This is a genomic window from Rhizobium sp. BK289, from assembly GCF_014193575.1.
Classification (GTDB): domain Bacteria; phylum Pseudomonadota; class Alphaproteobacteria; order Rhizobiales; family Rhizobiaceae; genus Rhizobium; species Rhizobium tropici_C.
Map to the genome: position 1 here is coordinate 244520 of NZ_JACHZO010000001.1, position 14537 is coordinate 259056.

The 14537-nt window shown below is 58.4% G+C and carries 12 protein-coding genes; 6 read left to right on the plus strand and 6 right to left on the minus strand.

Features of this window, described 5'->3' with window-relative positions; translation table 11 throughout:
• Window positions 1-6 precede the first annotated feature (6 nt).
• From FHT84_RS01085 to FHT84_RS01095, 3 genes are all read right to left on the minus strand, one after another.
• Window positions 7-930 (minus strand): ABC transporter permease, encoded by a 924-nt coding sequence (locus FHT84_RS01085; RefSeq protein WP_112345180.1) that lies wholly within the window; start codon window positions 928-930, stop codon window positions 7-9.
• A gap of 7 nt (window positions 931-937) precedes the next feature.
• Complete coding sequence (locus FHT84_RS01090) at window positions 938-1717, minus strand: ABC transporter ATP-binding protein (protein WP_112344663.1); 780 nt, start codon at window positions 1715-1717, stop codon at window positions 938-940.
• Window positions 1718-1906: 189 nt separating this feature from the next.
• Window positions 1907-2893: an ABC transporter substrate-binding protein gene (locus FHT84_RS01095; protein ID WP_183761118.1), complete on the minus strand. Its 987-nt coding sequence runs from the start codon at window positions 2891-2893 to the stop codon at window positions 1907-1909.
• Window positions 2894-3078: 185 nt separating this feature from the next.
• Between FHT84_RS01095 and FHT84_RS01100 the strand changes: the two genes are divergently transcribed.
• Window positions 3079-3795: a GntR family transcriptional regulator gene (locus FHT84_RS01100; RefSeq protein WP_183761115.1), complete on the plus strand. Its 717-nt coding sequence runs from the start codon at window positions 3079-3081 to the stop codon at window positions 3793-3795.
• Window positions 3796-3826: 31 nt separating this feature from the next.
• On the plus strand, window positions 3827-4633 hold the full coding sequence (locus FHT84_RS01105; protein WP_183761112.1) for a DUF6862 domain-containing protein: 807 nt from the start codon (window positions 3827-3829) through the stop codon (window positions 4631-4633).
• A gap of 253 nt (window positions 4634-4886) precedes the next feature.
• Here the strand turns inward: FHT84_RS01105 and FHT84_RS01110 are convergent, their stop codons facing one another.
• Entirely contained in the window at window positions 4887-5444 is a 558-nt protein-coding gene (locus FHT84_RS01110) for a GGDEF domain-containing protein (RefSeq protein ID WP_246698437.1), read from the minus strand.
• Window positions 5445-6468: 1024 nt separating this feature from the next.
• Between FHT84_RS01110 and FHT84_RS01115 the strand changes: the two genes are divergently transcribed.
• Genes FHT84_RS01115 through FHT84_RS01130 form a run of 4 tightly spaced genes read left to right on the plus strand, consistent with a single transcriptional unit; the run spans window position 6469 to window position 12028 of the window.
• The gene (locus FHT84_RS01115) at window positions 6469-7884 is read left to right on the plus strand and encodes a TolC family outer membrane protein (protein ID WP_112344668.1); all 1416 of its coding nucleotides are present in this window, start codon (window positions 6469-6471) and stop codon (window positions 7882-7884) included.
• Between the two features lie 29 nt (window positions 7885-7913).
• Window positions 7914-10067 carry a type I secretion system permease/ATPase gene (locus tag FHT84_RS01120; RefSeq protein ID WP_183761107.1) on the plus strand — a complete coding sequence of 718 codons (2154 nt, stop codon included), beginning with the start codon at window positions 7914-7916 and terminating at the stop codon, window positions 10065-10067.
• Window positions 10064-11368: an HlyD family type I secretion periplasmic adaptor subunit gene (locus FHT84_RS01125; protein WP_183761105.1), complete on the plus strand. Its 1305-nt coding sequence runs from the start codon at window positions 10064-10066 to the stop codon at window positions 11366-11368. The genes FHT84_RS01120 and FHT84_RS01125 overlap by 4 nt, the downstream gene beginning before the upstream one ends.
• A gap of 9 nt (window positions 11369-11377) precedes the next feature.
• Window positions 11378-12028, plus strand: coding sequence for a ribbon-helix-helix domain-containing protein (locus tag FHT84_RS01130; RefSeq protein ID WP_183761102.1), 651 nt, complete (start codon window positions 11378-11380; stop codon window positions 12026-12028).
• Between the two features lie 60 nt (window positions 12029-12088).
• Here the strand turns inward: FHT84_RS01130 and FHT84_RS01135 are convergent, their stop codons facing one another.
• Together FHT84_RS01135 and FHT84_RS01140 are read right to left on the minus strand one after the other, a co-directional pair.
• The gene (locus tag FHT84_RS01135) at window positions 12089-13039 is read right to left on the minus strand and encodes a transglutaminase-like cysteine peptidase (protein WP_183761100.1); all 951 of its coding nucleotides are present in this window, start codon (window positions 13037-13039) and stop codon (window positions 12089-12091) included.
• Between the two features lie 256 nt (window positions 13040-13295).
• Window positions 13296-14501 (minus strand): hypothetical protein, encoded by a 1206-nt coding sequence (locus tag FHT84_RS01140; RefSeq protein ID WP_183761097.1) that lies wholly within the window; start codon window positions 14499-14501, stop codon window positions 13296-13298.
• Window positions 14502-14537 lie beyond the last annotated feature (36 nt).

Sequence of the window (14537 nt, forward strand, 5' to 3'; positions counted from 1 at the left end):
CGTAATCTATTCGCGAATGGTTTCTCGGGTGGCCGCCCCGCCGCGGCTGCGGCGGATGCTCGGCAGTGCCAGCATGATGAGCACGAACAGGCCCGTGGCGAGCTTCAGGTTCGGCGGCGGCATGCCGGCGGCAAGGCAGAGCGAGACGAGCTGGTAATAGATGATGGAGCCGACAAAGGGCGCCAGCAGCTGTCTGAACACCGTCTGCTTGCCGGTAAAGGCCTCACCGATCATCAGGGCGGCAAGGCCGTTGATCAGGATGCCGATGCCCATGTTGACGTCGGCAAAGCCCTGCGACTGGACCATCAACGCACCGCTGGCGGCGGAAAAGGCGCTGGCGATGCCGACGCCGCCGATGGTTGCGGCCCAGACATTGATGCCCTGCGCCTCGGCCATGTCGGGATTGGAGCCGACGGCACGCATGGCGGTGCCCTTTTCCGTCTTGAAGTAGAGGTTGAGGGCGATCAGCACGATGAGTGCGAGGATGCCGGCGACGACGATCTTGCTGGCAGGGAAGCCGGCTGCTGTGAACGGTACCCAGTCGAACACCGTCGGCGAGCCGAAGACGGAGAGGTTCGATTTGCCCATGATGCCGAGATTGACGCTATAGAGCATGGTCGACATCAGGATGCCGGCGAGCAGCGTATGGATGCGGAAGCGCAGGTGAATGAAGGCCGTACAGCAGCCGGCGGCAAGGCCGACGACGAAGGCAACGGCGATTGCGAGCGGCGGCGCGACGCCGGCGGCAAGCAGGATGCCGCAGACGCAGCCGCCCAGCGGAAACGCGCCTTCACTGGTCAGGTCCGGAAAGCTCAGCATCCGGAAGGGGATCATGATACCGAGGACGACGAAGCTTAGGACGAAGCTCTGCGCCAGGGTGACCGGGATGAGCGAGACGAAGCTTGAAACGGTTGCTTGAATGAAATCCATCATGTTGTCAGCTCACCAGCAGCATTCGGTCGGTCTTGACGGCGAAGTGACCGATCAGCTCAGGCACTGTGATGCGCCGCTTGCCATCTCCGGTGATTTCGAGATGAACGCGGCCGGCATCGAGCATGATGATGCTGTCGCCGAAATCGACGGCGTGCTGCATGTTGTGCGTCACCATCAATGTCGTCAGCTTGAGCGCCTCGACGGTACGGACCGTCGCCTGCATGACGATATCGGCCGTGCGCGGGTCGAGCGCTGCGGTATGTTCATCGAGCAGCAGCACGTCGGGCGAACCGCCGACGGCCATGATGAGGGACAGCGATTGACGCTGGCCGCCCGAAAGCAGCTCGACCTTCGTATCCAGGCGGTTCTCCAGGCCAAGGCCGAGAACGGCGAGACGTTCCTTGTAGGCGGCGAGACGGGCGGCATTCAGACCGGGGCGGAATCCCCTGGCTTTGCCGCGCAGTTCCGCCAGGAGCATGTTTTCGCCGACGGTCATGCTGGCGGCGGTTCCCTTCATCGGATCCTGGAACACGCGGGCCAGCCGCGCGGCGCGCTTGTGAACCGGCATGTTCGTCACGTCATTGCCGTTGATGAGGATCTGACCGGAATCGAGGCTGAGAGCACCGGAAATCGCATTCAGCATGCTGCTCTTGCCGGCGCCGTTCGAGCCGATGACGACGCCGAATTCGCCTGTTTTGAGGGAGAGCGTCAGGCCGTCGAGCGCGACCTTTTCGTCGGGCTGGCCTCTGTAGAAAACCTTGCGCGCGGATTTGATATCAAGCATCCGTGCCTCCCCTGCAGTATAGGGTTATGAAATGGCGGCATCCTGGGCGCCGCCATGGATCGGATTGATCCTACAGCGTCGCGTCACATGTGACGCGTAAAGGTCGCTGTAGCACTTTAAATCTGCTGCATAATTTCATCCTTAAATCCATGTCGATTTAAGGAATTATGCAGTAGAAGATGCCGCCTATCACTTCGTGAAGCAATTGCAATCGGCAAGCGAGGCCGGCACCTCGGCGCCGAATGCCTTCAACACCGTCTTGTTGATCAGCGGCGCATGGTCCTCATAGGCCGGACGCGAAGGCTTGATCGTCTTCGGATCGGCACCCTTCAGGATCTGCGCGGCGATCTTGCCGGCATTTTCCCCAACCTGCTCGTAGTTGACGGCAAAGCTTGCCGGCACGACGCCATTGCGGACCGCGGCATCGTCGGAATTGACGATCGGAATCTGTGCCTGGCGGGCAGCGGCAGCAACGGCCGGGATTGCCGGCTGCAGCAGGTTGGACGCGGGCGTATAGATCACGTCCGCCTTGCCGGCGAGCGATGCGATACGCTGCTGGATTTCGTTGACGTTGTCGACGCCGACAGGAACCACGTCGAAGCCGGCTGCAGGAGCGGCGGCCTTGACCTTGTCGATCAGCGCGACGTCATTGGCCTCGCCGGGGTTGTAAGGTACGCCAAGCCGCTTGGCGTTCGGCAGCAGCTTCTTGGTAAAGGTCAGGATCGCCGAGATATCCTGCAGGTCGCTCGAGCCGGTGATGCCGTCGTCACCCGCGTCCCACGAAGGAACAAGCTTGGCGGCGACAGGATCGGTGACGGCGGTAAAGACGATCGGAATGCCGGATCCGGCGAGCGCCTTTTTTGCGATCTGCGACACCGGGGTCGTCACCGTATAGATCAGCTTCGGATGCTCGGACTGCAGCTTGGCGATCATCTGCGGCACGAGCGACGCGTCGAAGCTCGTGTTGCTCTCGGAATAAACGACATCCTTGCCTTCGACGAAGCCGTTATCGGCGAGCGCTTTCTTGAAGCCGGCGATCGAAGCATTGAGCTGCGGATGTTCGCCGAAATTGGCGATGGCGATCTTGATGGGTTCGGCCGAAGCGGTGGCGACACTGGCCACGAAGGCGCCGGCGACCGCGAGTCCGGACAGCCATTTGGATGTAGATCTCAGCATATTTTCCTCCCGGATGTGACAAGGAGCCGTATTCCTTCAGCTCTCTTGGCAAGGGATCATAGCGACTGCTGCAAGCCTGTCAAATTCAGATATATGATGTGCACTATCTGCGCCTTTGATATATATATTCCTGTGTTGGCGAGTTTTATATATAATTCGGATTTTGCGGGGGAAGGGCAGGCCGCATGCAGGACATCGATGCGTTGAGCAAGACCGAGGCGGCCTATTGGCTGTTGCGACGCGATATCCTCAATACGAAGCTCAGGCCCGGAGCATCCTTGCGGCTCGGCGCCCTGCGGGAAACCTATGGCGTCGGCTGGACTCCGCTTCGCGAGGCCCTTTCGCGGCTGGAAGCCGAAAAGCTGGTGACGGCCGTCAGCAATCGTGGTTTCGCGGTCGCTCCTGTTTCCAGGGCGGAGCTGGAGGATCTGATGCGCGCGCGGATGGTCATCGAACTGCCATTGTTCATGGAATCGATCGAAAAAGGCGGCCCCGATTGGGAATCAGCCGTCGTGACCGCGCACTACCGCCTGTCGCGCTGCAGGATCGTGCCGGATTCCGCTTCCGAGGAGATGGCCGACGAGTGGGATGAGAAGCATTCCGCCTTCCATGCCGCGCTGATAAGCGCTGCGACATCAAATTGGCTCAAGCGCTTCCAGGCCACCATTACCGATCAACTGCGGCGTCACCACCGTTTCCTCGGCCTGGCGCCGACGCAGCGCGCGACGGCCGGCCTGTCCGCCGGCTATGAGAAGGCGCTGGCGGCGCTCAAGGACGCGATGGCGATCGAACATCACACGGCGCTGATGGAGGCTGCCCTCGACCGCGATCTCGAGCGCGCCAAGGCGCTGATGACGGAGCATATCGGTTACACGCTGCAGGTCTATATCCGCTCAGGATAAGCAGACACTTGCCGCCCTGCTCGGCGAGAGCTTGTCTGCTCTGGCCGCTGGCGCTGTCGGAGGTGGCGAAGGCGCCTCCTATGGGGCTGCGCAGTATCAGTATAACTATCTCGACCATGCGGACAACGATGCGCTGAATGCTGCGAAGGCGGCATGCAAAGGCGGTGATGATACTGCCTGCGCTGAGAAAGCACGACTGGAGGCGAAGGATAGGCTGCAGCAAGACGCAATGATTGCCTGCCGACCAAGTGGCTACCAGGCAGAAGGATGCGGCGCAGTTTTCGCTAGTGTGATCGCAGCATTGTCGAGTTACAGTGGCACGGCATCATCGTGGTTTATCTCGGCGGATCAATACCGCGCGGACCTCGCGGACCTTCGCAGCAGCGCTGGGCTTGATCAAATTTGGAAGATCATGGCTCCCGAAGGAGTCAACAGCCTTACTGCGCAACAACAAGAAGACGCTGCGAAACCGATTCTTGTTCTCGCGGGGGATCCGACCGGCGTTACTGCTCTGCCGTCGCTGATTGCCAAAGCAAACAATGGTGATCCGCTCGCTCTGGTGCAGGTGCTGACGTTCTTTGCGAAGTTCAGGACGGGCAATGCGATTGACGATCTTCTCGAGGGCGGAAAGAGCGCCACAGGAATCCCGAATGATTGGAGACCGATCAACGGGGCGGGTGCACAAGTCAACACTCCAGCAGGATTTACTTCATATATAACGCCCGACGGCGATATCGTTCATGTCTCGCCGGCAGGGCTCGTCTATGGGTCTGACAAAAACTTCGTGAACCGCATTGATCACGTATTGGCGCATACACAGCCGGATCTACGCACCTAAGGCAGACCCCGGCGTTTGGTGGGAAAGCTGCTCGTCGCGATGTGGAAATATGTGACCGAGGACGTTGAATTGAAGCTTCCGTCGTGAAGGCTGTGTAACAGGAGCCGCATCGACATCTCATCACCTGAGGGCCGATTAGCCTCGGCTGATCCAGAAGGCCAACCGAGATCCCAGCTGGCTTTGACACCGCATCAAAGACAGGTATCGCCGTATGGGACTATGCCGTCGCTGCCGTGGGATGGAATAGTCAGCCTCATGCGGTCGGCAGCACGCTGATCGGGATGTCATCGCTTTCGTCACTGCTCTCGAAGGCCATTTGGTCGGCGAGCTGGCGGAGTTGGTTGAATTCGGCCGGGCCGTCGAAGGAGATGCCCCCGAGGCGGATGGCGATGGAAAGCGGCGCGCCGTCAGCGCTGAAGGTAGCCGCGGAGACGCCCGCGCGGATGCGGTTGCCGATGTCGCGGGCGTTCTCGATCGTAGCGCCAGGCAGGAAGATGCCGAGTTCGTTGGTCGCAAGCCGCGCCACAAGATCGCCACGACGAACCGAGGGCTGGATGATCGAGGCAAGCGATTGCATCACCGTGTCGGCCCATTGCAGCCCATAGCGGCGGCCGATGTCGTCGAGCGTATCGACGATGACGGCGATGACGATACCGCCGGCATCTGCGTCGGTATGCTTGCGCCGCTCGATAAAGTGCTCGACGGCCGCGGCAAAGGCAGTACCGTTGAGCGTCTTCGTCACGCTGTCGTAGCGCGCCGCCTGGGTGACGTTTTCCTGCATCTTACGGATGACGTCGTTGTTGAGCTGCAAGGTAAAAAGCAGCGGAAAGGCCACAAATGCAGAAATAAGTACGGCACCGGCAAATCCGACTAAAAATGGTCGATCCGGCATCAACAGGTTTAATATAAATATAAGAGCAACGGAACCGACCACGGCGCATAGTGCGCCGAGTGTGGCTCTCCGCATGGCCTTGAAAATGGTGGCGGAGGGATGTCGCCGCTGTGGAATCATATCGGAGTTATCCCCGTTCCGTAATACTGCGTCAGCTAAACAGAGGTCCGAAAAAGCCGGCTTAAGAAAACCGGTAAAATTTGCTGTTTTGCATCGTTGTTTTCATGAAATACCTGTCTTCGAACGAATATCCGGAGCCGCCGTTTTACTTGGTGCCCGGTTTGCGACAGAACCCGGTCGGCTTTATCTCGATCCAGATCCTGGGCGTGTTTCATCGTGTCTATCGCCATGGGAGTTACGATGCCGATAGACACAACAATCAATTGTTTCGCCGTAGCGTCTCGGTCATACTTGATGCCCCTGTTTACAACCTGGCAGCGGATGTGCCCCTGGCGGGAGCATGCCTGAAACGTGAACCGATTTGCCCCCTTTAGCAATCAAATATTGAAAATATCTAAAATACATCCGGCGTATCGCATCCCGCCATATGGCTAATCGAGCTTCAACGTCATCCATGCTTGGGTGCATTCGCGTGCCGATAAGTATTTACTAATATTACCGGCATTTTGGAATGTTTTAAATCCTCTTCCGGCGCGCCTTAGTGGTTAAGGTTATGTACATTCTCCGCACGGTTGATGATTAGAATTGTTGCGATCATGCGACAGCGGCATCGACTCTGTGAATAGCCCAAAAATAGTCAATAGATTGCCGTCGGAAAGGCTTGCGCTTTCCGGTATTAACTGTTTCAGGAGATTAAATGGGAGTCTATCTTACAAATAGATGGGATGTCGTCTACGTTCGTAGGTGAATAAGATTTATAAAATGTATCTTTAGAGTATTATGTCGGCGAAGGGGCATAGTTTTGGCTAATAAGACGCGATTGATGGCGGCAATCGGAATTTCGATGGCCATAAGTTCTTTATCAAGTGGTTCCGCCGGTGCTGTGACATTGCAGCAGGCGATTGACAAAACACTAAAAACCAATCCGCAGATCATGCAGGCGGCGCAGAACCGGGAAGCAACCGAGTTTCAATTGCGCCAGGCAAGGGGGCTTTATTTGCCCTCGGTCGACCTTGACTCTGGTTATGGCCGCCGGAGACTATCGGACGTCACATCCGGAGCTTTATCGCGCACCCATGATTACCTGAATCCTGCTGACGTAAGCTTGACTATTACGCAGACCTTGTTTGATGGCGGCGACCGCAAGGCGCAGAAGGACAAGCAGGCCGCCCGCGTTGACGGCGCATCCTTCCGCGTCCAACAGCGCTCGGAAGCTTTAGCGCTGGAAGTGACCCAGGATTACCTTGAATATCAGTTGCAGATGGAAATCGTCGCAGCTGCTGAGAAGAACGTCGCCTTCCACAAGCAGATGGTCGGCAATATCGAGGACAGCATCAAGGGCGGCGCTCTCACCGATGCCGACCGTCTTCAGGGTCGGGAGCGCTTGGAGGCGGCTAACGCTCGCCTTCAGGAGGCAAAGAAGGAGCTCGATGCGACGAAGATCCGCTTTCTCCAGGTCGTCGGCGAGCCGATCAGTAATGCGAGCCGACCGGCTTCCGTCGCGCGCTACCTGCCGAAGACGTTGGACGACGCGGTCTTTATCGCTCAAAAGAACAACCCGCAGATCTCGTCGGCAAAGGCTGATGTCAATGCCGCTGACGCGGACGTGCGCGGTTCGAAGTCCGCATTCCTGCCACGGTTGGACCTCGTCGGCAGCGCTCGCATTGGTGACGATGTCGACGGCAACAAGGGTAACACGAGCGACGTCCAAGTTGGTGTCGTCGCCAAATGGAACATCTATCATGGCGGCATCGATACCGCCCACCAACAGGAGCTGGTTCGTCGCGCCGCCGAACAGCGTTTTGCGCTGAGCCAGACGTACCGCGAGGTGGACGAGTCCGTCCGTTCCGCCTGGAGTGAGCGCACCAACCAGGCTCAGTTGGCGCATATCCTCGGCGGGCAGGAAAAGACGAACGCTCAACTCGTCACGTCTTACCGCGAGCAATTCAAGGTCGGTCAGCGCTCGCTGCTTGATCTATTGGATGCCCAGAACACTCGCTTTAACACTGAGATCTTGGCCAAGACGGCGGAAGTCGCATCACTCTTTGCGGAATACAAGATCCTGGCGGCATCGGGCAGCCTGTTGTCGACGATGAAACTGAAGCCGGTCGATCAGGCGACGCCTTATGCCCGTGATCAGTTCGCTGTTTCATCGAATACGGCTGATCCCGGATATACCAGATACGACTCGCATCAGAAGCCCGGCTTGCCGATGGATCTGCTCGAGCCGATTCGTTAATCGTTACGATCCGAATTGGATAGTGGCTCATGTTGAACGTAGCACCTGACGTGTCTGCGAGCGTATCGCTGCGGACTTTCAAGTCGGCATTTAAATCGGTCGCTGCGTTTTACGGCCGTCCGAACTCGGATACAGTGCTGTTTTCGGGCATTCCGGACGAAATTCTGGAAGCCATGGAGCTGGACGATGTCGAACGGCTGTCGGAACGCGTCGGTCTGCAGGTCCTGAAGCATACGGAACGAGATTGCCGCCTGGGCAATTTCGATTGCCCGGCGATCGTCACCTTTGCTGACGGCGGTGTTCTGCCATTGCTCGAAACGACCGAAAGCGGTTCCTATATCACTGAACTCGTGCCGGTCGCCGGGACAGCGGCCTGCTTGACGCGGGACGAACTCAAGGCGCTCAATCCGCAATCGGCATTTGCTTTCACGCTCTATTATCAGAATTCTTCAGAAGAAGCGCGGGTCGGCCACGCCCTGGAGATCGAGAAGCGGCACTGGCTGGCAACGGCGCTGGTACCCTATTGGCGCACCTATGCCCGCGTCATGCTGGCGGCACTCTTCATCAACATCATCGCGCTGGCATCGCCGCTTTTCACCATGAATGTCTATGATCGGGTGCTGCCGAACAAGGCGTTCCCAACGCTCTGGGTGCTGACCGCCGGCATCTCGCTTGCCTATCTCTTCGATTTTCTACTGAAGATGGCCCGCGCATCGCTGATCGACTATGCGGGTCGTAAGGCGGATCTGCGGCTCTCGCAGTTGATCTTCGACAAGATCCTGAATTCGACATTGGCGTCCCGCCCGATGTCGACCGGAGAATATGCCAATCGGGTGACACAATATGAATTCGTGCGCGAATTCTTCACATCGAACACGATCGGAGTGCTGATCGACAGCATGTTCGTCGTGATTTTCCTGGTTGTCATATATTTGATCTCCGGGTGGCTCGTGATCATTCCAGGAGTCGCTTTCATTCTCTCGGTGACGATCGGCCTCGTGGCCCAGGCTCAGATTGGCAAGCGCATGGCGACGGCGACGAACGAGGCCTCGCGCCGCCAGTCGCTGCTCGTCGAGACCATTTCGACGATCGAGACATTGAAGAGCCTCCGCGCCGAGGCGACGATGTTGCGCCGCTGGCAGGAGCTGACGAAATATTCGAGCCGCACCAGTGAGGACATCAAGCACATCTCGTCAAACGCCATCAACATGACGATGTTCTTGCAACAAATGGTCAGCGTACTCATCGTCGTTGCGGGCACGTATGAATTTGCCGACGGCAAAATCGCCATGGGTGCGATCGTGGCCACCGTCATGCTGGCGAGCCGCGCCGGCGCGCCCTTCGGGCAGATCGCCATGACGCTGGCGCGTTTCCGCCAGGCCACCATGTCGCTGCGCATTCTTGACAAGATCATGGAGCAGCCTGACGACCGTCCGTCGACGGTCGGCTTCGTCAACCGGCAGATCCGTAGCGGTGGATTCAGCTTTCAGAATGTTTCCTTCCAATATCCAGGATCTGACCAGGCGGTCATCAATCAGCTGTCCTTCACGGTTGCGCCCGGGGAAAAGATCGGGATCATCGGCCGCATCGGTTCGGGCAAGACGACCCTCGGCCGGCTTCTCGACGGGCTGTTTCAGCCGGCCAGCGGCCGTGTACTCATCGATGGCGTTGATATACGCCAGTATCACGTGGCGGAGGTGCGATCCACGGTGGCCGTCGCCGGGCAATCATCGGACCTGTTCTCCGGCACGGTAAAGGAAAATCTGCTGCTCGGCCGGGCCGACGCCACCGATGAAGAGCTCTTGGCGGTATCACGAATGACCGGCGTCGAGGAGTTCGTCTCCGTACATCCGCGCGGTTTCGATATGCCGGTTGGCGAGCGCGGTGCGAACCTGTCGAATGGCCAGAAGCAGGCATTGACCATCGCGCGCCTGCTTCTGACCCGGCCGAAGATCGTCTTTCTTGACGAGCCGTCGGGAGCGATGGATTTGGCAAGCGAGCGCCATCTGATCAGCAAGCTGACCGATGCGTTCGGCCCGGAAACGACGCTGCTGGTAGCAACCCATCGTCACAGTATGTTGGAGCTGGTTGACCGGCTGATCGTCATCGACAAGGGCCGCATCATCGCGGATGGACCGAAAAACGCTGTCATCGAGGCGATGCAGCGCAAGGCGGTGCAATGATGCGTGCCTCTCAGCGCAATATCGACGACAGTCCTCCGTTGTTCGCCCGGCTGATCCTTGGCCTCTGTGCCTTGATGATCGTTGCTTTCGTCGCTTGGGCGGCCTTCGCCGACATCGACGAGATCGCTCGCGGCGAAGGCAAGGTGATACCGGTATCGAAGACGCAGATCGTGCAATCGTCCGAGCCCGGCATCGTCCAACAGATCAATGTCAATCTCGGCCAGGTCGTCCATAAAGGCGATATTCTGGTCCAGCTCGACAACACGACGACGGTGTCGACACTCGGCGAGTCGGTTGCCAAGGCTCGTGCGCTCGGTGCCAAAGTTGAGCGCCTGGCCCTGGAGGAGGCAGGCGCCTTCGACGCACAGTTCGTCTGCCCAGCTGACATTCTTGCTACCGCAAAAACCGTCTGCGACAACGAGGAAAAGCTCTTCGAGGCGGATCGCGCTTCCTACAAGAACAAGCTTGACGTTCTCAATCAGCGTCTGAAGCAGCATCAGAACGAGCTGGATGAAGCCCATGCCAACATAGACCGCCTGACGCAGAACATCGAAGGCGCCCAAAAGCAATATGATCTGCTGAAGCCGCTCGGCGAGAAAAAGCTTGTTGCCCAAACGGAGGTTCTCAAAGTCCAGCGAGACCTTGTCGACCTGCAAGGGCAGCTTAAAGTCTATGTCGAAAGCCTTGATCGCCTGCAAGCGGCCGTCAATGAGGCGACGCTACAGGTCGCCGACCTTGGATTGCAGCTGCGGCAGCAGGCCCTGACCGACAAGGGGCAGGCACTGTCGGAACTTTCCGTCGTCGATGAGACGATCCGCGGGGCATCCGATCGGGTCAAGCACACCGATATCCGGTCTCCGGTCGACGGCATCGTCAATACGCTGGAGGTCAACACGATCGGCGCCTATGTCGACGCCGGCAAGGTCATCGCCGGTGTCGTCCCGACAGCGGACACCCTGCTGATCGAGGCGAAGATTTCTCCACGCGACGTTGCATTCGTGCGCATCGATCAGCCGGCGGTCATCAAGATCTCGGCTTATGATTTCTCGATATTCGGCGCACTGGACGGTAAGGTCGTTAACGTCTCCGCCGATAGTCTTGTCGAAAAGGACAAGAACGAAACCTATTACCTTGTGCGCATCAAGACCGACAAATCGGCGCTGGAACGCGACGGCAAGCACTATCCGATTATCCCAGGCATGGTGGCTTCGGCCGAGATCATGACCGGCCGCAAGACGATCCTGGCCTATTTGATGAAGCCGATCAACAAGGCGCGCTCCGAAGCGCTGACGGAACGGTGAGGGGCAACCATGCGCAAAGGAGGCGGGAAGGACGAAGCTGCGATAGTTCGGGAGGAATCCCTACCATCTGTCGATGGTGATGAACTGGAGCCACGTTTCCGCGCGGTAACGGGTGGCGGCGAGCGTCGTGGCATTCGCCTGGAGGGTATCTATTGGGATGGGCTAGGGCGTATGTCGGAGGCCGGTGGCATCAGCATCGGTGACCTGGTTTCAAACATAGCCGCAGAGATGCCGGAGACCGGCAATCTCACGTCCTTGCTGCGCGTGCTGAGCTTCAAATGGGCGCTGAGCCGCCTCGATGCCGTCGAAGATCTCGCATCGCTGACCAATCTCAACGCTGTCCTTCAGGCGTCGCCGACACCTGCAGTGGTCCTGACGCAAGAGCGCGGGATCAAGCTCTTCAACGATGCCTTCTTGAAGATGTTGCGCCATCGCCTGCCGCTGATCGATGATGTCCAGCAGACCGCGCGCACGCTACGCCTGTCGATCGACACCCAGATCCAAGAGGTACTCTCCGTTCTGTCGGTCAATCGCGGTAAGACGCTGAACACCGGCTTCAAGATCGGCCTCGGTTCACAATCGCTGACGGGGCAAATCAATCTGGCGTTGGCGCCGACGCACGAAGCATTGATGCTGATCGGCTATCTTTCCGTCTACTGAGAATGCCACCGCTTTCATTATGCGCGACGCTCGCCCCAAATGCCTGGGTGGCGGGTTCGGTTAGTGAACTTCGCCTTCGCCGGGGACCACCTTGGCGAGCGGCACTGCGGCGGCAACCGCTTGTGCGTGAGGATCGCGCGAACCGTGCAGATAGCCGCGGTCAGCAACGATCGAATAGAGCGGCAGATATTCTGCAATCCGTTTGTCGGACAAGACCTCGTCGCGCATGTTGTCGAGGATAAGATTGTTACCGTTGACGGAGACCGACAGGACAGCGTGGTAGAAATGCCGCTGCTGGTCGAACAAGACGACCAGTGTCATATGGTCGAGATCGACGCCTGCCTTATAGAGTGCTGCCATCTTCAAGATGGCGTAGTCTTCGCAGTCGCCTCGCTGATGCGACAGTGCTTCGCTCGGTTTCGCCCAGTAATCTGCTACATGATAGGTTTCCATGTCGCTGGCGTAGCGGATGGCATGGTTGACCGTGTAGTTGATGGTATTGATCTTGTCGCGGATCGACGCGCCGGTAATCTTTGTTTCAGCGGCCGCGATGACGGTTTCGGCTGCATTGCATCCACCTGTTCCGCAATCGAGCGATTTGCCCGACCGGATTTCCGCGAGCGGCCCGGCGAAATTGTTGAGCGCGGCAAGATGTTTGAACGGAATGGCGACAGTTCCGAATACAGAGTCGCCTAAAGGAGCGCTGCTCGGTTTTGCGGGGCGTACCGGCTCAGACGCAGTCAAGTCATTGTGCGGAAGGCCGCCCGGCGCAACTGCGAGGCTGTTGTTCAATGCCGCCAGGTCGATGCCACTGATCGCTCTTGCGGCGTTTCCGATGGTGGGCGCAAAGAGATCGATGGCCGTATGGACCAGCGGGTCCTGAAACAGCTTGACGACGGGCCGAACAGTATCGTCGGTCGCCGCCATGCTGGTGGTCGCTGAGGCTAGACCGAAGGCAAAGGAAGCTGCAGCGAGTGCTGCAAGTATAGTTTTTTTGTTCTTGCGTACCATTGGCGCTAAATTCCCTCTGATTGAGAGAATAGTGCGTGATACTTCTGAATATGATGTTGGGATATATAGATAAACTAAGTATAAATTAAGCGATCAAATAAGTATAAAATTGTACGAAATGCGATGAGAAAGAATTAAGGATGATTTCGCCAAGGGTACTAAAGTGGTCCGTCTCGACTCAGGATCAGATGAAGCGGCGCTATCGTGATGACGAAGCGCGTCTCGTTACCTACGTGCTCGATGAGCCCTGCCGGCATCAGAACGACTGTGAGGGCCGTGCGGAAACCTTCAGTGTGCCGCCGTCGATCGTATTGATTACCATTCTACGCTCCACCTGGCCGGCGGCATTGAAGCGGAAGAGGCCGGTCGTGCCGCGGAAGCCCACCTTGTTCCTCAAATTGGCTGCAGTGATGGCCTGCGGTCCCTGGGAACGGATCAGGCCGGAGGCGATCGCCATGGCGTCGTAGCCATAGGCGCCGTAGGTCGTCAGCGGGTGATTGAAATGGCGCTGATAGCGCTCGGTAATGAGCCCGCTGCTCTGCGTGTCGTCGGTCGCGACGAACGCACCCGCTACGGCGGGCGTCGCATAGACCGATTGCGGCCAGTTGTTGGTGCCGACCAGCGTCTGACCGGGAATGGCTGCGCTACGAACGGCACTTGCGGCCATACCGATTTCCGGGGTGTTGCCGAGAATGACCACGATGTCGGCCGACTGGATGAGCGGCCGGTTCTTGGTCAGGATATCGGAGGACTGATCACTTGCGCCGTAACGGCCAAGGCCCATGAAGGTGTTGCCACCGTTCCAGATGGCGCTGCCCAATCTCGTTGCGTCGGATTGAGGAAAATCAGCGGGCACTAGCGCCGATACCTTTTTGTGACCCGAAGGACCGGCCGCCTTGACACCTTCCGTCGCGCTGTCGATCTCATCCGAGGCCAGATTGAAGACGTCTCCGCCGGTCGCCGCACCCGCAAGGTTAAGCAATGGGGGACGCTGGGTGGTTGGAATGGCAGCGATGGAGGCCGTCTCGGCCGGCGGCAGATAGCTGACGATCAGCGCGGCATTCCGGGCCTTGGCCGCAGTGACCTGTGCGGCAACGCCGGCAAGTCCAGGGCCGACATTCTTGACGCGCAACCGGACCTGATTGTTGCCGAGTTCGCCGACGCCAAGCACTGCCCCGTCGCGCACATCGCGTGCCGGGCCTTCATAGAGACCTGCCGCACCCTTGCGCAGCAATAGCGTGATTTCGGTGCCGCCGTCGCCGCCATAGCTCTCTTCAATGGCAGTGGACGGCATTTTTATGTCGTCCTTCTTGCTGTTGTTCTCCAGTCCCACACCGTCCATCTGACAGCCGGCGAGGCCGGCACAGAGAATGAGGGCGGCACCGCATGCTGGTCGCCAACGCGGTCTGCGCGGCAGCCACTCCGTCAAAAGGCTCAATGAAAGGCTGATCGCAAACGGCACAACTACTCCCCCCGATTCTCTACGGCAGACTGCAAC